This is a genomic window from Paraburkholderia sp. SSBN10T, from assembly GCF_056619545.1.
Genome location: NZ_JBWQQI010000005.1, coordinates 237,337 through 256,256, shown reverse-complemented (window position 1 = coordinate 256,256; position 18,920 = coordinate 237,337). Strand labels below are relative to the sequence as shown.

Genomic DNA, 18,920 nt, shown 5'->3' with positions numbered 1-18,920 from the left:
ATGCAAGCCATTCAATCAGGCTCTGCGGTGTGGCTTGCCTCTGTCATCCGGCGTTGATGCATTTAAACCGGCGAACGTATCTGGCTTGTGTCGAAAAGTCGGGCGATTGCAATGTTGTGTATCGCTTCGAGGTCCAGATACGTTGCGATACAAATCACGGGTTTTCAGCGAGCAAGGCCTTGATCTTTGCCTCGGTCTGGTCGTAGTCGCCTTCGCCGAAGTGCGTGTAGACCACGTGCCCCTTCTTGTCGACCAGATAGAACGCGGGCCAATACTGGTTGTTGTAGGCGCTCCAGGTGGCATAACGGTTGTCCTGTGCGACCGGGAAGGTAATGTCGAAACGCCTGATCGCCGCCTTGACGTTGTCCGTGTTGCGCTCGAATGGAAACTCGGGGGTGTGGACCCCGACCACCGCCAGGCCCTGGTCCTTGTATTTCTGATTCCAGGTCTTGACGTAGGGCAGCACGTGGATGCAATTGATGCAGGTGTAGGTCCAGAAGTCGACGAGTACGACCTTGCCCCGCAACTGCTGCATGGTGAGGGGATCGCTATTGAGCCACTTATCGATGCCGGTAAATTCCGGCGCGGTGCTGCTGCTGTTGGCCGGGTTTGCAACGGGAGTGGTGGCAGCGCCGGCCGCAGGCGTTGCCACGAGAGCGGCGGTTGCCGCAACGCCGCCAGCCAGGGCTGTAGCGCACAGGGCCACGGTGGTGGCGGTCTTGAGTCGGGAGAGCATGTCAGAGTCCTTTCAGGTAGGGGCGCCGGGCGGGGAGTCCGTTGTTCGGCATGACCGTATTGGAACGCCCGTTCGTATCTGGCTTGTGTCGTGGAAGCGGCCCGGGTGCAATGTTTTGTGTCCTCGGAGCGGCCAGATACACTGAGATACAAAGCGCGGCGCGGATCAGGCTATAAAGCAGCCATTGATATCGCGGAGAGCGCTATGAGTACCGAACTGCTGCAAGTCCTGTCCGTCGTGAGGGACGCATGAGACGGCTCCTCGCCATCCTCGCCTTTCTCGCCGGCGGACTGGCAGCGGAAATGGCGCACTCCGTGAACTGTTCGCTGGTCAACGTGAACCGGGTGCGTGTGAATCGCCGGAAGGACTGAGCCAACGATGGAAAACACCGACCACGTGCTGATCGTCGATGACGATCGCGGCATCCGTGAACTGCTTGCCACCTATCTCGAGAAGAACGGCATGCGCGTCTCGCTGGCCGCCAACGGCCGCCAGATGCGCAGCGTCCTCGAGCAAGGCGTGCCGGACCTGATCGTGCTCGACCTGATGTTGCCGGGCGAGGACGGCCTCGTGCTGTGCCGGGAATTGCGCGCCGGCAAGTTCCGCACGGTGCCGGTCCTGATGCTGACCGCCCGCAGCGAGGAGACGGATCGCATCGTCGGGCTGGAAATGGGCGCGGACGACTACCTCGCCAAGCCGTTTGCCGTGCGCGAACTGCTGGCGCGCATCCGCTCCGTGTTGCGCCGCACACGGATGCTGCCGCCCGGCATGCAGGTGACGGAAACCGCGCCGATGATCGGCTTCGGCGACTGGCGGCTCGACACCACCGCGCGCCATCTGCTCGACGCCGAGGGCACGATGGTGGCCCTGAGCGGCGCGGAGTACCGCTTGCTGCGCGTGTTCCTCGATCATCCGCAACGCGTGCTCACGCGCGATCAGTTGCTCAATCTGACCCAGGGCCGTCAGGCCGATCCGTTCGACCGCTCGATCGATCTGCTGGTGAGCCGCTTGCGGCAGCGCCTGCAGGACGTGGCGCGCGAGCCTCGTTACATCAAGACGCTGCGTAGTGAAGGCTATGTATTTTCCGCGGCCGTGACCATGATCGAAGGCAATCCATGAAGCTGAATGCGTTACTGCATGGGCCGCGCACGCTGTTCGCGAGGCTTGCCCTGATTCTGTTTGTCAGCCTTGCGCTGGTGCAAACGCTGTCGGTCTGGCTCACCATGACCGAACGGGACCAGACCATGACCAACGTGATGATGGGTTACATCCAGCGCGAGGTCACCAGCTCCGTTGCGCTGCTCGATCATTTGTCGCCGGACGAACGCGCCGAATGGTTGCCAAGGCTGGCGCGGCGCACTTACACGTTCAATCTGGGGCCCGGAGTCGCGGGTGCGCCTCCCGATGCGAAGCTCTCGGAGCGAGTGGCGCAATCCATCGCGGACGGCATCGGCAAGCGCTATCCGCTCACGGCCAACGCGGTGCCGGGTGACCCGGATCGCCTGCAGGTGCATCTGCAGTTGAGCGACGGCACGCCGCTGACGATCGACTACCACGCCATGCCGGGCGCGCCGCTGTCGCCCTGGTTGGCGTGGGTGCTGGTGCTGCAACTGGTGGTGCTGGCTGCGTGCTGCTGGCTGGCGGTACGGTTGGCGACACGCCCGTTGAGCCAGTTGGCGCGAGCAGCCGATACTTTGGGCCCGGACCTGAAGGCGGAGCGTCTGGCCGAAGACGGACCGGATGAGGTGGCGCGCGCGGCGCGGGCCTTCAACGCCATGCAGGATCGCATCCGGATGTACATGACCGAGCGCTTGCAGATTCTCGCGGCGATTTCGCACGATCTGCAAACGCCGATTACGCGCATGCGTTTGCGCCTCGACGTGATGGACGACAACGCGCAGGGGGCCAAGCTGCAGCAGGATTTGCAGGAAATGGAAACCATGGTCAAGGAAGGCGTCACGTATGCGCGCACCATGCACGGCGCCAGCGAGGCGCCGCTGCGTATCGACCCGGATGCGCTTTTCGACAGCCTCGTGTTCGACTACGTGGATGCCGGCAAGGAGGTTTCGCTGCACGGGAGAATCGACACTGCGCTGGTGACGCGCCCTCAGGCCCTGCGCCGGATCGTGGGCAATCTCGTCGACAACGCGCTGAAGTTCGGCGGGGCGGCCGAGATCCAGGTCGCCGCCGCGCACGACGGACAGGTAACAGTCAGCGTGCTCGATCGCGGGCCAGGCATTCCGGCTGAGTCGCTGGAAGCGGTGTTCGAGCCGTTTTACCGATTGGAAGGATCGCGCAATCGAGGAACGGGCGGCACGGGCCTGGGCCTCGCGATCGCCCGGCAACTTGCCTTGGCGATGGACGCGACGCTGTCGCTGCATAACCGGCCTGGCGGAGGGCTGGAAGCCCGGCTTGTGCTGAAAGGCGTTAGCCAGACCTTAGCCTGAGTAGCTGTTTCAGGAGTATGCGCGAATTCAACCCTACGATTGTGTGATTAATTTTTGAGGAGAACTACCCATGTCGGATCAGATAAACATTCGCCGCCGCCGTCTGCTTGGCACTACAGTGGCCGGTCTTGGTTTGCTGGAGTTGGGCTTGAGCGGACTCGCCCATGCGCAATCGAATGCCGCGACGGCAAGCACGCAGTCTGCAACGCGCATGGCTTCGTTCGATACCATTCGCCAGATCGACGCCGGCGCACTCAGCATCGGCTATGCGGAAGCCGGTCCGCAGAACGGGCCCGTTGTCATCCTGCTGCACGGATGGCCATACGATATCTACAGCTTCGCCGAGGTGACGCCTTTGCTTGCGTCCGCCGGCTATCGGGTCATCGTGCCGTATCTGCGCGGCTATGGCTCGACGCGGTTCCTGTCTGCGGATACGCCGCGCAACGGGCAGCAGGCGGTGGTCGCGGTCGACATCATCGCGTTGATGGACGCCTTGAAAATCGACCAGGCGATTTTCGGCGCTTTCGATTGGGGCGCGCGCACTGCCAATATCATTGCCGCGCTGTGGCCGCAGCGGTGCAAGGCGATGGTGTCGGTGAGCGGTTATCTGATCGGCAGCCAGCAGGCCAACAAGGCGCCGCTGCCGCCAAAGGCCGAACTGGCGTGGTGGTATCAGTTCTATTTCGCCACGGAGCGTGGCGCTGCCGGCTACGAAGCGAACCGCCACGACTTCAACAAACTGATCTGGCATACCGCGTCGCCGAAATGGAATTTCGACGACGCGACGTACGAACGCTCGGCTCAGTCGTTCAACAATCCCGATCACGTCGCGGTGGTGATTCACAACTACCGCTGGCGGCTGGGGCTGGCCAAGGGCGAGCCGCAATACGACGCGCTTGAAGCACGTCTGGCGACGGCGCCGGCCATCTCGGTTCCGACCATCACCATGGAGGGCGACGCCAACGGCGCACCGCATCCGGAGCCGGCCGCCTATGCGAAGAAGTTCACCGGCAAGTATCAACATCGGAACATCGATGGCGGCATCGGACATAACCTGCCGCAGGAAGCGCCGAAGGCATTCGCGGACGCCATTGTCGATGTGACTCGTCTTTAAACGGGCAGGGGACGGGAGGGGCCGTGAAATCCAGTGGTGCGAACTGCTTTCGCCGCAAGCGCTCCGTGACCGTAGTGGCCATCTCGCTGCCAGATTATTTCGCCCAGTGTTTTGCTTCAAGCGCCATGATGTCGTTGGCGATCTCGAGAAAACTGTCGACGATCGGCGTCGTATATTGGTGCTGAGGGCACACGGTAAAGCCACGAAACACGATGTCCGGTGAAAACGGCCGGAACTGGATCTTGTTGGGATTGGCATCGAAAGTCGCCAGCGGATTCACAATACCGACGCCCAACCCACGAGAGACGATCGCGCAAATGGTCGCGCCGTATGGCGTCTCGATCGCCGGCACCTGATTGACTTCGGCCTGACGCAACACGCGATCCAGCGACGAACGCGTGTCGTCGGCGTACGACGGCAGGATCAGCTTTTCGCCGCGCAGATCGCGCGCGTGGATCCGTTTGCGCGCCGCCAGCCGGTGTCCGGCCGGCAACGCGCAAACGCCGGGCAGCCGGTATAGCTCGGCGCTGGTTACACCGAACGCATCGGGCGTCGTCGTGGCGAAGCCGATATCGCAATAGGCCGACGAAGCCCAGCGCTGGATGGTGCCTTCGCTGCGCATTTCCAGCGATATCGCGATGCGCGGATAAGCGGCAAGAAAGCGCTCGATCACCATCGGCACGAACGACAACGCCAGCACCGGCGCCGCGACGAGCCGCAAACGGCCACTGCCGAACTGGCGGATTTCACGTGCGGAGTGCGCGAGCTTTTCGAGGCCGACGAAACTCCGGTCCACTTCACGATAGAACGCGCTGCCGGCGTCGGTGGCCTGAATGCGCCCGCCGTTGCGCGTGAACAGCGCCAGTCCCGTCGACGTCTCCAGCTCCGCAATCAACCGGCTGATGCTCGGCTGCGAGGTGCCGAGTTCCTCGGCGGCAGCGGTCATCGAGCCGCGCAACATGACCAGCCGGAACGCTTCGATTTGCCGTTGATTCATCCACTCGCCTCGTGTGCTCTCGTTGCTCCGCTTGTCAGCTTGCCATATCAAAATTGAATGGTAGGCGTTTTTGGACGTATTTGACCGGATGGACGACGAAAACCTAGACTGGCTCGCATCCTGTCGCCGGCGGTGCACGATGCGTTCCGATACCCTGCTGTTTCACGACGATTTTCGCGTGGCCCCTTATTGGTGGGATGCCGCGCCGCCCGAGACGGTGCGCGATGCATTGCCCTCCGGGGTCGATGTGGTGATCGTCGGCAGCGGCTATTGCGGCTTGTCGGCGGCCGCGGAAGCCGCGCGGCTCGGCGCGCGCGTGGCCGTGCTCGATGCCGCGGAGATCGGTGCGGGCGGCAGCACGCGCAGCGGCGGCATGGTGTCGAGCGGACAGAAGCTCGCGCTGACCAATGCGATCCGTGGGGTGCCGGCAGAGCGTCTGGAGCGGTTGATGCGCGAATCGATGGCGAGCTTCGACTTTCTGAAGCGCCTTGTCGCCGACGAATCGCTCGACGCCGATCTGCAGATCACCGGTCGTTTCTTTGGCGCATTCACCCCGCGGCACTTCGAACGTTTGCGGCGCCAGGGCGATCTGTTGCGCGACAAGACCGGCGTAACGGTGCGTGTCGTGCCGCGCGCGGACCAACACGCGGTGATCGGCTCCGACTATTACTACGGCGGAATTCTCGTCGACGAATACGGCGGCCTGCATACGGCCAAATATCATCGGGCGTTGCGCGATCTCGTCCGGCGGCGCGGCGCGACCTTGCATTCGCATGCGGGAGTCGAACGGATCGAACGCAATGGTGCGGGCTTCAGGGTGCACGCAACGCGCGGCAAGATCGACGCGAAGCACGTGCTGGTCGCGACCAACGGCTATACCGGACGGCTGCTGCCGTTCTTCTCGCGGCGTGTGCTGCCGGTGGCGAGCTACCAGATTGCGACGGAGCCGCTGCCGCCGGGACTGATGGCCGTGCTCAATCCCGGGCGGCGGATGATCAGCGATTCGAAGCGCAATCTGTTCTACACCAGGCCGTCGCCCGACGGCACGCGCATGCTGTTCGGCTCGCGCCCGGCGATCCGCGAAGTGAGCGAGCGTGAAGCCGCGCGGATGCTGCACGCGAAGATGATCGAGCTATGGCCCGCATTGCGCGACGTGCGCATCACGCACGCGTGGAAGGGTTATGTCGCGATGACGGGCGACAAGCTCGCGCATATCGGCGCCCAGGACGGCATTCATTACGCGCTGGGTTGCAACGGCAACGGCGTCGCGCTGATGAGCTATCTGGGCGCGCGGGTCGCGAAGCATATGCTCGGCCTCGACGCCGTGCCCGGCGCTTTCGGCGAGGGCGCGTTTCCGCTCAGCGTGGCCGGCATGGCGAGCCGCCTGAGCGTGCCGGTCGGCACGGCACTGTATACGTTCGACGATCTCTGGAGCGGCCGCGTGCGCGCCGCGCTTTCCTGACGTTTTCATCGCAGGTCCTTTCGACGGAGCAACCATCATGCGTTTTCGCCATTTTCTCAGCCTCATTGCGGTTGTCGTGCCCCTGTCGCTCGGGTTGGCGGGCAACGCGCGCGCCGATGACGTCGGCACGCTGACGCCCGGCAAGCTGGTCGCCGGCGTGGACGCGAACAACAAACCGTATTCGTATATCGACAACGGCAAGATGACGGGCTTCGACGTCGAATTGCTGCGCGCCATTGCGGCGAAGCTCGGCCTCAGCACCGAGTTCCGCGCCCAGGATTTCAGCGGCTTGCTGCCCAGCGTGGCGAACCAGCAGATCGATCTCGCCGCCGGGTCGATTTCGATCACGAAGGAACGCCTGAAGATGGTCGATTTTTCGGAGGGCTATCTAACGGGCCTGCTGAGCGTCGCAACGCTGCCGGACAGCACGATCACGAGCGATCCGTCGTCGGTAAAGGGCAAGCGGATCGGCGTCGTGCAGGGCACCATCGAAGACACCTATTCGGACAGCTACCTGCCGGGCGCGCAGATCGTGCGCTTTCCGAACCTGAACGCGGGCTTCCTGTCGCTGCGCTCGAAATACGTCGACGGCTACTTCGTGGATAAAACGCTCGTAGAAGGCTTGCAGGGCAAGTATCCGCAAATGAACATCGCGGACAAGCTCGATATCTCCGCCGTCAATCTGCCAGCCGGCTTCCCGGTGCACAAGGGCAACACGAAGCTCGAGGCGGCGCTGAACAAGAGCATCGGCGAATTGGTTGCGGACGGGACCTGGCTAAAGCTGTACCTGCAATTTCATCCGGGCTATCCTAAGCCCGCTGATCTGCCGCCTTACGCGATGAAGTCCGGTAGCTGATCGGAGCCGGCCGCTAGCCGCTCGTCGAGCGGTGGCAGAATCCGCCGCCGCTCAACCCAGGAGCGCACCATGAATGCTTTCGTGCAGAACTTTCTCGACTGGCCGCTGCTGATCTCGTCGATGCCGTCGCTGCTGGGCACCGGCCTCGTCAACACGCTGGTGCTGTCGGTGTTTTCGACCGTGCTGGGGATCGTCGCGGGCATGGTGCTGGCCTTGATGGCAGTGTCGCATACGCGTTGGCTGATGCTGCCCGCGCAGGTATTCGTCGACGTGTTTCGCGGCCTGCCGGCCGCGCTCGTGATCCTGCTGGTCGGCCAGGGTCTCGCGCCGGTGGGACTGGCGATCTTCGGGCCCAATCCTTATCCGCTGGCCATCGTCGCACTTGGGCTGATTTCGTCCGCGTATATCGCGGAGATTTTCCGCTCCGGCATTCAAAGTGTGGGACGCGGGCAACTGTCCGCGTGTCAGGCGCTCGGCATGACGTACTGGAGCAGCATGCGCCATGTGATCGTGCCGCAAGGCGTGCGGCGCATCTTGCCGGCGCTTGCGAACCAGTTCATTTCGATCGTCAAGGATTCGAGCCTCGTCTATTTTCTCGGCCTTCTGACTTCGCAACGCGATCTGTTCACGATCGGCCAGAACACGTCGGTCAACACAGCGAACCTGTCGCCGCTGGTGGCGGCGGGTGTCGTGTATCTGCTGCTGACCGTGCCGCTCACGCATGCGATCAATCACATCGACCGCTGGACCAACCGTCATGCGAATCCGTCGCGCGGCGGCTCCAAAGCGCTTTGGGCGCGCCGGCAACGCAGGGCACAGGTTTCGGCCAGTTCGGGCGCCTCGGTCAGGACCGGCATTGCCGATCAACATAACTAGTCTTCACAGGCAGGACGCGAGACACAATGGGACCTAAAGTAGAGACCGTCGCTGACGACACCACCTTGCCCGAGCAAGTCGACGTCGTCGTCATCGGCGGTGGCATTATCGGTGTGAGCACCGCCCTTTATCTGAGCGAGAAAGGCGCGCGGGTCGCGCTCTGCGAGAAAGGCCACATTGCGGGCGAGCAGTCGAGCCGCAACTGGGGCTGGGTACGCGTCACGCACCGCGACATGCGCGAGTTTCAGCTCAGCATCGAAAGCCTGAAGCTGTGGCGGAAGATGGATGCGGCGCTGGGCATCGACACCGGTTTCAATCAGTGCGGCATCCTTTACATGACCGACGAAGACGCGACGATGGACAATCATCGCGTGTGGCTGGAGAAGGCGCGCAACCTCGCCGGCGACGCATTCGATACGCGTGAGATCGACGGGCGCTCCGTTGCCGAGCTGCTGCCCGGCGCGACGAAAGCGTTCAAAGGCGGACTCTACACACCAGGCGACGGACGCGCCGAACCGCAAAAAGCCGCACCGGCGATCGCGAATGCGTTGCGCAAACGCGGCGTCAAGATTCTGACGCCATGTGCCGCACGCGGCGTCGAAACGAGCGCGGGGCGCGTCAGCGCCGTCGTCACCGAGCACGGCACGATCCGCTGCAATAGCGTCGTGGTCGCGGGTGGCGCCTGGTCGCGGCTCTTTTGCGGCAACCTCGACATCGACGTGCCGCAACTGCTGGTCAAGGCTTCGGTGCTGCGCACCGAGCCGCTCGACGGTGGGCCGACCGTTAGCGCGAGCAACAAGAAGTTCGCGTTTCGCAAGCGTGCTGACGGCGGCTATACGGTCGCATTCGGCTTTCGCACCTATAGCGATCTCACACCGGATTCGTTTCGCCTGTTCTTCAAATATTTCGAAGCGCTGAAGAGCCAGTTGGGTTCGCTGCGTGTCGGTATCGGTGCGCGCTTCTTCGATGAGTTGCGCCGTCCGCGTCACTGGGCGCTCGACCAACCAACCGCCTTCGAACAGGTGCGTACGCTCGATCCCGAGCCGATTACCCGTTACACCGACGCCGGCTTGCGCGAGTTCACCAAGGTGTTCCCACATCTGGCGCACGCGCGCATCGCGCAGCGCTGGGCCGGCTACATGGATGTCACGCCGGACGCGATTCCGGTGATTTCCGCTGTCGATAGCGTTCCAGGTCTCTTTATCGGCACGGGTTTCTCGGGGCACGGATTCGGCATCGGCCCGGCGGCCGGCAAGCTGATGGCGGATCTGGTGACCAACGACACGCCGCTCGTCGATCCACATGCGTTTCGCCTCAGCCGTTTCAGTGACGGTACGAAGATCGTGATCGACGCCGGCTTCTGAGGTCGAGGCGTGAACAGACGCTAGAGCAATGCATCCCGCGGCAACTGTGCGTGCGCAAACGCGCGCACGTGTGTCACGAACTTCTTCACCAGCAACGAAGGTGGTCGTTGTGACGGCAACAGTACGGAGAAGTCCGTCCCGATCACCGGTTCGAAGCGCCGGAACACGATATCCGTGCCGCGATATTCGAGCGCCGCGACCGGATCGATAATCGCGACCCCCATCCCCGCGGCGACAAAGGAACAGATGCCCGCGGACGTCTGCGTTTCCACCATCAGCTTGCGCTCGACGCCATGCGAGGCGAACAGCGCATCGATCTCATAGCGCGATTGCAGACCCCGCCAATGCGACACGAATGCCTCGTTGCGCAAGTCTTCGGGCACCAGGGTCGTTTTCGCGGCGAGCGGATGAGCTGCCGGCAGTGCGCAGACCATGCGGGTCGACATCAGTAGTTCGCCGTGCGCACTTGGCGTACTCAACGCGAGAATCACGAAACCGACGTCGCAACGATGTTCGACCACCATGTCGAGCACGGCTTGCGACGCATGCGCCGCGAGCGAAATTTCCACCCCTGTATGCAACGCGCTGAATTCAGCAATCGCGCGCGGCAGAAACGACAGCGCGAGCGCCGGCGCACTCGCTATCTGCAGCATGCCGCGCTGCGACGCGCGAATCTCCAGCGCGGCGCGCTCGATCCGCTCCACGCCGACCAGCGAACGCTGCACCTCCTCGTGCAACGCAAAGGCTTCCGGCGTCGGCTGCAAACGACCGTGCGCGCGGTCGAACAGCGCAAACCCGGCGCTTTCTTCCAGGTCGCTGATGAGCCGCGTCACGGCGGGTTGCGACACGTGCAGCATCTGCGCCGCGCGCGTGACGGTACGGCACACCATGACTGCATTGAACGCTTCCAACTGGCGGATCTTCATGAGGGGCTGCCGCTCGCTCAAAATGTATAAGTGAATGTTATACGACACAGAAAAAATTCGATTTCCTGCTGCTTTTTTTTCTCAATAAGCTGGCTCGATTGCTGGCTGGCTAGCGTATTCGCGACACGGCAGGGCGATAACTGAGTGCTTTCCCTGATTGAGTTGCCGCGCTACGGGCGCTGCTGAGGAGAAAAAGATGGCTACACGTTTGAAGTGGGTGCTGGCTGCAGTCGGTGGTTTGGTCGCCGCTTGCGCGCTGCCCGCGCTGCCCGCGCTGGCGACGCCGACGCTGTATCTCGGCTCGTACGGCGGTTCCACGCAGGACCTGTTCGAGAAGAAGATCATCCCGGCATTCGAAGCCAATCACGACGTCAAGATCGTCTACGTACCCGGCAACTCGACCGATACGCTCGCCAAGCTGCAGGCGCAAAAGTCCAGGGAAGAACTCAACGTCGTCTTGCTGGACGACGGCCCGATGTATCAGGCCACGCAATTCGGCTTCTGCGACAAGCTGCAGGATGCACCGGTCTACAAGGATCTTTACGACATCGCCAGGATGAACGCAAATGCAACGTCGCTGGGCGTGGTCGCGACCGGCCTCGTCTACAACACGGAGGCCTTCAAGAAAGCCGGCCTGCCGAAGCCGGACTCGTGGGAAGTGCTGACCGACAAACGCCTGCGCCAGAAAATCGCGATTCCGCCGATCAACAACACCTACGGGCTGCACACCTTGCTGACCTACGCACGTTTGCGCAAAGGCAGCGATCACGATATCGATCCGGGCATGACGGCGCTCGCGAAGGAGGTCGGTCCGAACGTGCTGGCATGGGAACCCTCGCCGGGCAAGATGACGGAGATGTTCCAGGACGGCGACATTACCCTTGCCGTATGGGGCAGTGGCCGCGTCGCGGCGCTGAAAGCCACTGGCTTTCCTGTCGAATTCGTCTATCCGAAAGAAGGCGCCCCCGCGATGTTTATCGCGGCATGCCCCGTCGTACATAACGATGTCGCCGAGCTTTCGCAGCAGTTCATCCAGTTCCTGCTGACGCCGCAGGTGCAGGCATGGCTCGCCGAAGGGCAAGGCTGGGGTCCGGTCAACAAGAACACCAAGCTCACGCCGCAGATTGCCGCGACCGTGCCGTACACGCCGGAGCAGATCGACAAGCTCGTGAAGACCGACTGGACTTACGTCAACGAGAAGCGCGCCGACTGGACCAATCGCTGGAACCGCACCGTCGAACGCTAGGGCACGACACCATGAGCTTCCTCACCCTGGACGGCCTCGGTAAGGCCTACGGCGAATTCAATGCGGTGGACAGCATCAATCTGTCGATCGAGCGTGGTGAATTCGTCTCGCTGCTCGGCCCGTCGGGTTGCGGCAAGACCACCACGCTGCAGATGGTCGCGGGCTTTGTCGACCCGACCCGCGGCCGCATCCTGCTGAACGGCGCCGATATCACGCGTGAGCGGCCGGAAAAGCGCGGCATGGGCATCGTGTTCCAGAGCTACGCGCTGTTTCCTCACATGACGGTGGGCAACAACGTCGGCTTCGGTCTGGACATGCGCAACGTGACGCGCGGCGAACGCGCCACGCGCATCGCCGAAGTGCTCGAAATGGTGCGGCTCACCGGTCTCGACAAGCGCTATCCGCGCGAATTGTCCGGCGGGCAGCGCCAGCGCGTCGCGATTGCCCGTGCACTGGCGATCCGGCCGCAGGTGCTGCTGCTCGACGAACCGATGTCGAACCTCGACGCCAAGCTGCGCGAAGACATGCATGTGGAATTGCGCGCAATCCAGAAGAAGCTCGGCATTACGACGATCCTCGTCACGCACGATCAGGTCGAAGCGATGACGATGAGCGACCGCATCGCGGTCATGCATGGCGGCCGCATTGTACAGACCGGCTCGCCATTCGATGCGTACGAGAAGCCGGAGTCGGTATTCGCGTCGGGCTTTCTCGGCAAGACGAATGCGTTGCGCGGCACAGTCGAGCAGATGAACGACCGTTGCGCGGTGGTGCGGGTCGGCGCCAGCGTGATGAAGGTGCCGCATGGCGGCCGCCGCTTCGAGGGCGAGGTGCAGCTTTATGTGCGGCCCGAACGCGTGGCGCTCACCGGTTCGTCCACCGCGGATGCGACGTTGCAAGGCCGCGTGACGACGTGTCTGTTCCTCGGCAACCACTGGATGCTGCAGATCGAAACGCCGCTCGGCATGGTGCGCGCGAGCTTGCCGAATCTCGGCACGGTGCCGCCACGCGAAGGTGAAACGGTGGGCGTGCACTGGTCCGACGACGCCGTGCGTATCCTCGCGGAGACCGCCCATGGCTGATTCTTCGGATTCCCCACTTCCCACGCCGGTTCAGGCCGCGCCGCACTCACACGCGGGGCGGGCCAATGCTGCGCCATGGTTGCTTGCCGGTCCCGCTTTGCTGTTGTTCTGCGGACTGCTGCTTGTGCCATTGCTGTTGACGGCCGTGCTGTCGTTCCATGCGTTCGACGGTACGCAAGGCGTGTTGCCGACCTTCACGCTGTCGAACTACGTGGAAGTGCTGAGCGACGGCTACTACCACGAGATTTTTCTGCGCACGGGCGGCATGGCGCTCGCGGTGACGCTGCTGTGCGTGGTGCTCGGCGTGCCGGAAACCATCATCCTCGCGCGGATGAAAAGCCCATGGCGCTCGATGTTCCTGATTGTGATCCTGGGGCCGCTGCTGATTTCAGTGGTGGTGCGCACACTCGGCTGGGCGATCCTGCTCGGCAATAACGGCCTGCTTAACAACGCGCTGCAGGCGCTCGGCATCACCAGCGAACCGGTCAAGCTGGTGTTCACGATGACCGGCGTGATCATTGGCCTCACACACGTGCTGGTACCGTTCATGGTGATCGCCGTGTGGGCCACGCTGCAAAAGCTCGATCTGCAAGTCGAAAATGCTGCGCGATCGTTGGGGGCGCAACCGTTCGCGGTGTTTCGCCGTGTGGTGTTGCCGCAGTTGCTGCCGGGCGTGCTGTCCGGCTCGATCATCGTGTTTGCGCTGGCGGCGTCCGCGTTCGCTACGCCCGCTCTGCTAGGCGGCCGTCGCCTGAAAGTTGCAGCCACCGCAGCCTACGACGAGTTCCTCAATACGCTGAACTGGCCGCTCGGTGCGACCGTTGCGGTGCTGCTGCTGATTGCGAATATCGTCATTATTCTCGGCTGCAACCGTTGGATCGAGCGGCGCTTCCGTGCGGTTTTCGAGGGCTGATGCGATGCGCAAAAACAACTGGCTCGCGCTCTGTTATCACACGCTGTTCGTGCTCTTCATCGTCGCGCCGCTGCTGGTGGTGATCGCCGTGTCGTTCACGGATAAGGGCTACATTTCGATGCCCACCACGGGGTTGTCGCTGCGCTGGTTCCGCGCGATCGCCGATGCGCCGGATATCGTCGACGCATTCTGGCTCTCGCTGCGTCTCGGTCTCGCTTCGGCAACCATTGCCGTGCTGTTCGCGGTGCCGAGTGCGCTGGCATTGACGCGCTATCGCTTCCCTGGGCGTGGGGCCGTGTCGGCATTCTTCCTGTCGCCGCTGATGATTCCGAACGTGGTGCTCGGTGTGGCGTTCCTGCGCTTCTTCACGACGGTGGGCCTGTCAGGCTCGTTCTTCTGGCTGACGCTCACGCATGTGACGGTGATCTTTCCATACGCGCTGCGTCTCACGCTGGCCGCGGCCACCGGTCTCGATCGCGACGCGGAACGTGCGGCGCTCTCGCTCGGTGCGAAACGCTTCACCGCTTTTCGCCGCGTGATTCTGCCGATGATCCTTCCTGGCGTCGCGGCCGGCTGGATGCTCGCTTTCATCCAGAGCTTCGACGAACTGACGATGACGGTGTTCGTTGCGACACCCGGCACCACGACGCTGCCGGTGGCGATGTACAACCAGATCGCGCAAACTATCGATCCACTTGTCGCCTCGGTGTCGACTGTGCTGATCGTCGGCACCGCGCTTCTGATGGTGCTGATGGACCGCATTGTGGGCCTCGATCGCGTGCTGATCGGCAAAAACTGAAACAGACAATGAACTCTTCCGATGTACTCGTGATTGGCGGCGGCCTGGTCGGTGCGTCCGTCGCCTATGGACTTGCCCGCGAAGGGCTGAAGGTCGGCGTGCTGGACGAGGGCGACGACGCGTTCCGCGCTTCACGCGGCAACTTCGGCCTCGTCTGGGTACAGGGCAAGGGCTACGGCATGTCGCCGTACGCAACGTGGACGCGCGGCTCTGCGACGCGCTGGCCGACCCTGCGCGAAGCCCTGCTCAACGAAGCCGATATCGACGTGCAACTGCAGCAACCCGGCGGTTTCCATTTCTGCTTCAGCGAAACGGAATGGCAGGAACGCGCGGCGCGTCTGCAAGCGATCCGCGACGATCTGAACGGTGACTATCCGTTCGAGATGATCGCTCACGCAGAATTGAAACGCCGCTTGCCGGGCATTGGCCCGCAGGTGCTCGGCGCGAGCTATTCGCCGATGGATGGCCACGTCAATCCACTCAAGTTGCTGCGCGCGCTGCATACAGCCTGTGCCAGGCGAGGCGTGCAGATGACCTCCGGTGTGCGGGCGCAGCGTATCGAATGCGACGGCAGCGGCTTCGTGGTCGAAGCCGGCGGGCAGCGTTTTCATGCGGGACGTGTGGTGCTCGCCGCAGGCCTCGGCAATCGGGCGCTGGCGCAGCAGGTGGGCATTCAGGCGCCGGTCGCGCCGAACCGCGGGCAGGTGCTGATCGCCGAGCGGGTCGCGCATTTCCTCGATTTCCCCACCACCTATGTGCGGCAGACCGATGAGGGGACCGTGCAGATCGGCGATTCGATGGAAGACGTCGGCTTCAACGACGGCGTGACCGCTGATGTCGTGAGCCACATCGCATGGCGCGCCGTGCGCAGTTTTCCCGCGCTGGGCGAAGTGAAGCTGGTGCGCGCATGGGGTGCATTGCGCGTGCTGAGTCCCGATGGTTTTCCGATCTATCAGCAGTCCTCCGCTTGCCCGGGCGCGTATGTCGTGACGTGCCATAGCGGCGTCACACTCGCGGCTGCGCATGCATTGCGTGTCGCGCCGTGGATTGCGAAGGACCTCGTGCCGGCCGGCATCGAACATTTCTCCGGCGAGCGCTTCTTGCAGACCGACAAGGTATTTACACATGGTCACTGACAGTCTTTTCAACGTGCTGCCCCGGCAGGTCCAGGACGACGCAAGCGGCACCGTCACCATCTCGTTCGATGGAACGGCGCTACGTGTACCGCAGGGCGTGAGTGTTGCCGCGGCCTTGCTCGCAGCCGGGATCGAACGCTTCCGCACGACGCCGGTGAGTGGCGCGGCACGCGCGCCGTATTGCATGATGGGTGTGTGCTTCGAGTGCCTCGTCGAAATCGACGGCGTGGCGAACCGGCAGAGCTGCCTCGTGCCGGTAGCCGAAGGCATGGCCGTCCGTTCGCAATCCGGCATGCGCGAATTGAACAGCTTCGTTAGCTTCGCAGGAGACGCGCACGATGAACGCTAATCACGTGGACCTGGTGATCGTCGGGGCGGGGCCGGCCGGCATGGCCGCCGCAACCGTCGCGGCGCAACGCGGCTTGAGCGTGACCGTGCTCGACGAGCAGGCCACGCCCGGCGGGCAAATCTATCGCGCAATCACGCAGACCAGTGCGCGTCGTCTGGAGATTCTCGGCCCGGACTATGCCGCGGGCGGCGAACTGGCGCGCGCCTTCGCCGCGAGCGGTGCGAAACACGAACGCGGTGCCTCGGTCTGGCAGGTGACGGCGGAACGGAGTGTCGATTATGTGCAGGACGGCGTGGTGAAATCGCTGCAAGCCGGCTCGATCATCCTGTGCAGCGGCGCGATGGAGCGGCCGTTTCCGATTCCGGGCTGGACCCTGCCGGGCGTGATGACGGCCGGCGCCGCGCAGATCCTGCTGAAGAGCGCCGAAGTGGTGCCGTCGCAGCCGGTCGTGCTGGCGGGCTGCGGACCGCTGCTGTATCTGCTCGGCTGGCAGTATCTGCGCGCGGGCGTGCCGATTCGCGCGATCGTCGATACGACCGCGAGCGCCGACTATCGCCGTGCGCTCGCGCATCTGGGCGGCGCACTCAGAGGTTGGCGGCAGCTCGCGAAAGGGCTGAAACTGATGCGCGCGTTGAAACGCGCCGGCGTGCCGTTTCATCAGGGCGCAACGAACCTCTCGCTCGAGGGCACGGACGCGGTGGCCGCGATCCGTTTTACTGTCGAAGGCAACGCGCAACGTATTCCCGCTGAGGTCGTGCTGCTGCATCAGGGCGTCGTGCCGAATACGCAGATTAGCTGGTCGTTGCGCGCGCAACATAGGTGGGACGATGCCCAGTTGTGCTGGGTTCCCGTTACCGACGCATGGGGCGAACTCGACGTGTCCGGTATCTACGTCGCGGGCGACAGCCGCGGCATCGGCGGTGCGCAAGCCGCCGCGGAGCAGGGGCGGCTCGCGGCGCTGGAGATCGTGCATCGGGCCGGTCGGATCGACCGCGCGACGCGTGACTCGCTGGCCGTTCCAATCAAACGGGTGCTGCGCGAGATGTTGCAGATCCGCCCGTTTCTCGATGCACTCTACCGGCCGAAGGACGCCAATCGTGTCCCTGCCGACGAGGTCACGATTTGCCGCTGCGAAGAGGTGACCGCAGGACAGTTGCGCGGCTTCGTGAAGCTCGGCTGTCTCGGTCCGAACCAGGCGAAGTCGTTCGGCCGCTGCGGCATGGGACCGTGTCAGGGTCGCCTTTGCGGACTGACCGTAACCGAGGTGATTGCGGATGCGCGGGGCGTGTCGCCGGCCGAAGTCGGTTATTACCGTGTGCGTCCGCCGATCAAGCCAGTCACGCTCGCCGAACTCGCGGCTGCGCATGAAGCGGCGCTGCAACGCGCTGCCCAGCCGGTCGAGACGTCTGCCGAAGCCCACGACACCCCAGCGCGATGAACAGCGCGAGCGGAGTTGCGGGTGCCGATGTCGTGGTGATCGGCGGTGGCCTGCATGGCTTGTCGAGCGCGCTGCATCTGGCGCGGCGCGGTGCCAGCGTGGTCGTGCTGGAACGCGACGTGTGCGGGCGCCATGCCTCGGGCGTGAATGCCGGTGGCGTGCGCACGCTCGGACGCCACGACGCGGAGATTGCGCTTTCGCTGGCGTCGCGCGATTTGTGGTTCGGGTTAGCGGAACTGGTCGGCGACGACGCCGGTTTCGTCCCGTCCGGTCAGTTGAAAGTGGCCGAGAGCGAGGCAGAGCTTGCGACGTGTCGTGCACGGGTTGCGCATCTGCAAACGCTCGGCTTTACGCACGAAGTCATGGTCGATGCTTCCGTCGTTCGGGACCTCGTGCCGAGTTTGGCGCGGCACGTCGTGGGCGGCGTATGGGTCGAGCACGACGGCCACGCATTGCCGTTTCGCGCGGTCACGGCGTTTCGGCTCGCGGCGCAACAGGCCGGTGTCGAGATCCATGAACAATGCGCGGTGCGCGGTATCACACGCCGCGATGGACAGTGGGATATCGAAGCGACAACCGGACGGTGGCGCGCGCCGCACGTCGTCAACGCGGCAGGTGCGTGGGCCGGTGAACTCGCGCGGCAAGCGGGCGAGCCGGTGCCGGTCGAGCCGCGCGGCTTGATGCTGATGGTCACGCAGGCTGTCGCGCCGTTCGTCAAACCCGTGCTCGGCGCAACGGGACGCCCGCTGTCGTTCAAACAGTTCAGCAATGGCACGGTCGTGATCGGCGGCGCGCTCGAATGTACCGCCGATATGACAGCAGGGCAGTGCGTGCTCGATTTTCCGCAGTTGGGCAAAAGCGCGCGGACAGTCACCGACCTGTTCCCGCACTTGCGGCATGTCGTGGTCAACCGTGCGTGGGCCGGTATCGAAGGTTTCATGCCCGATGGCATTCCGGTGATTTCCCGCAGCGGCACGCATGACGGTCTGGTGCACGCGTTCGGTTTCTCCGCGCATGGGTTCGAGCTTGGACCGATTGTCGGCAGCGTGGTGGCCGAGCTGGTGTGCGATGGACGCAGTACGCACGACATCGAGGCATTCCGGATTGGGCGTTTTGCATCCGCGGCGCGTAGTCAAGGCGAAGCACAGCAGGCTTCATAGCGTTTTCTCACAACCTTAA

The 18,920-nt window shown here is 63.5% G+C and carries 19 protein-coding genes; 16 read left to right on the top strand and 3 right to left on the bottom strand.

The window, feature by feature from the left end; translation table 11 throughout:
- Positions 1–154: 154 nt before the first annotated feature.
- Positions 155–736, bottom strand: coding sequence for a thioredoxin family protein (locus AC1ECK_RS10285; RefSeq protein ID WP_480318541.1), 582 nt, complete (start codon positions 734–736; stop codon positions 155–157).
- A gap of 248 nt (positions 737–984) precedes the next feature.
- On the opposite strand from AC1ECK_RS10285, the gene AC1ECK_RS10280 reads away from it, so the two are divergent.
- The 4 genes from AC1ECK_RS10280 to AC1ECK_RS10265 all read left to right on the top strand — a co-directional run bounded on the left by AC1ECK_RS10280 (position 985) and on the right by AC1ECK_RS10265 (position 4,297).
- A complete protein-coding gene (locus tag AC1ECK_RS10280; protein ID WP_480318539.1) occupies positions 985–1,107 on the top strand; it encodes a hypothetical protein in 123 nt (40 codons plus the stop codon).
- A gap of 7 nt (positions 1,108–1,114) precedes the next feature.
- Complete coding sequence (locus AC1ECK_RS10275) at positions 1,115–1,855, top strand: response regulator (protein WP_480318537.1); 741 nt, start codon at positions 1,115–1,117, stop codon at positions 1,853–1,855.
- The gene (locus AC1ECK_RS10270; protein ID WP_480318535.1) at positions 1,852–3,183 is read left to right on the top strand and encodes a sensor histidine kinase; all 1,332 of its coding nucleotides are present in this window, start codon (positions 1,852–1,854) and stop codon (positions 3,181–3,183) included. Before AC1ECK_RS10275 ends, AC1ECK_RS10270 begins: the two co-directional genes overlap by 4 nt.
- Positions 3,184–3,253: 70 nt before the next feature.
- Positions 3,254–4,297, top strand: a complete 1,044-nt coding sequence (locus tag AC1ECK_RS10265; protein ID WP_480318533.1) for an alpha/beta fold hydrolase — start codon at positions 3,254–3,256, stop codon at positions 4,295–4,297.
- Between the two features lie 94 nt (positions 4,298–4,391).
- Here the strand turns inward: AC1ECK_RS10265 and AC1ECK_RS10260 are convergent, their stop codons facing one another.
- Complete coding sequence (locus AC1ECK_RS10260; protein ID WP_480318531.1) at positions 4,392–5,294, bottom strand: LysR substrate-binding domain-containing protein; 903 nt, start codon at positions 5,292–5,294, stop codon at positions 4,392–4,394.
- A gap of 139 nt (positions 5,295–5,433) precedes the next feature.
- Here AC1ECK_RS10260 and AC1ECK_RS10255 point away from each other — a divergent pair, with 139 nt between their 5' ends.
- The 4 genes from AC1ECK_RS10255 (at position 5,434) to AC1ECK_RS10240 (ending at position 9,852) form a co-directional block, all read left to right on the top strand.
- Complete coding sequence (locus tag AC1ECK_RS10255; protein ID WP_480318530.1) at positions 5,434–6,756, top strand: NAD(P)/FAD-dependent oxidoreductase; 1,323 nt, start codon at positions 5,434–5,436, stop codon at positions 6,754–6,756.
- 37 nt (positions 6,757–6,793) lie between these two features.
- Positions 6,794–7,612: a substrate-binding periplasmic protein gene (locus AC1ECK_RS10250; protein WP_480318528.1), complete on the top strand. Its 819-nt coding sequence runs from the start codon at positions 6,794–6,796 to the stop codon at positions 7,610–7,612.
- Between the two features lie 69 nt (positions 7,613–7,681).
- On the top strand, positions 7,682–8,488 hold the full coding sequence (locus tag AC1ECK_RS10245; RefSeq protein ID WP_480318526.1) for an amino acid ABC transporter permease: 807 nt from the start codon (positions 7,682–7,684) through the stop codon (positions 8,486–8,488).
- Positions 8,489–8,514: 26 nt separating this feature from the next.
- Positions 8,515–9,852, top strand: coding sequence for an NAD(P)/FAD-dependent oxidoreductase (locus AC1ECK_RS10240; protein ID WP_480318524.1), 1,338 nt, complete (start codon positions 8,515–8,517; stop codon positions 9,850–9,852).
- Between the two features lie 20 nt (positions 9,853–9,872).
- Here AC1ECK_RS10240 and AC1ECK_RS10235 read toward each other — a convergent pair whose 3' ends face one another.
- Positions 9,873–10,778: a LysR substrate-binding domain-containing protein gene (locus AC1ECK_RS10235; protein WP_480318523.1), complete on the bottom strand. Its 906-nt coding sequence runs from the start codon at positions 10,776–10,778 to the stop codon at positions 9,873–9,875.
- A 196-nt stretch (positions 10,779–10,974) separates the two neighbouring features.
- Between AC1ECK_RS10235 and AC1ECK_RS10230 the strand changes: the two genes are divergently transcribed.
- From AC1ECK_RS10230 to AC1ECK_RS10195, 8 genes are read left to right on the top strand one after another with little or no spacing between them, the layout of a single operon-like run.
- Complete coding sequence (locus tag AC1ECK_RS10230) at positions 10,975–12,024, top strand: ABC transporter substrate-binding protein (RefSeq protein WP_480318521.1); 1,050 nt, start codon at positions 10,975–10,977, stop codon at positions 12,022–12,024.
- Positions 12,025–12,035: 11 nt separating this feature from the next.
- Complete coding sequence (locus AC1ECK_RS10225) at positions 12,036–13,106, top strand: ABC transporter ATP-binding protein (protein WP_480318519.1); 1,071 nt, start codon at positions 12,036–12,038, stop codon at positions 13,104–13,106.
- On the top strand, positions 13,099–14,019 hold the full coding sequence (locus AC1ECK_RS10220) for an ABC transporter permease (protein ID WP_480318516.1): 921 nt from the start codon (positions 13,099–13,101) through the stop codon (positions 14,017–14,019). The genes AC1ECK_RS10225 and AC1ECK_RS10220 overlap by 8 nt, the downstream gene beginning before the upstream one ends.
- Positions 14,020–14,023: 4 nt before the next feature.
- The gene (locus AC1ECK_RS10215) at positions 14,024–14,818 is read left to right on the top strand and encodes an ABC transporter permease (protein WP_480318514.1); all 795 of its coding nucleotides are present in this window, start codon (positions 14,024–14,026) and stop codon (positions 14,816–14,818) included.
- A gap of 8 nt (positions 14,819–14,826) precedes the next feature.
- Complete coding sequence (locus AC1ECK_RS10210) at positions 14,827–15,954, top strand: NAD(P)/FAD-dependent oxidoreductase (RefSeq protein ID WP_480318512.1); 1,128 nt, start codon at positions 14,827–14,829, stop codon at positions 15,952–15,954.
- Entirely contained in the window at positions 15,944–16,303 is a 360-nt protein-coding gene (locus AC1ECK_RS10205; RefSeq protein ID WP_480318510.1) for a (2Fe-2S)-binding protein, read from the top strand. Before AC1ECK_RS10210 ends, AC1ECK_RS10205 begins: the two co-directional genes overlap by 11 nt.
- The gene (locus tag AC1ECK_RS10200) at positions 16,293–17,741 is read left to right on the top strand and encodes an FAD/NAD(P)-dependent oxidoreductase (protein WP_480318508.1); all 1,449 of its coding nucleotides are present in this window, start codon (positions 16,293–16,295) and stop codon (positions 17,739–17,741) included. The genes AC1ECK_RS10205 and AC1ECK_RS10200 overlap by 11 nt, the downstream gene beginning before the upstream one ends.
- A complete protein-coding gene (locus AC1ECK_RS10195; protein ID WP_480318506.1) occupies positions 17,738–18,901 on the top strand; it encodes an NAD(P)/FAD-dependent oxidoreductase in 1,164 nt (387 codons plus the stop codon). Before AC1ECK_RS10200 ends, AC1ECK_RS10195 begins: the two co-directional genes overlap by 4 nt.
- Positions 18,902–18,920: the final 19 nt, after the last annotated feature.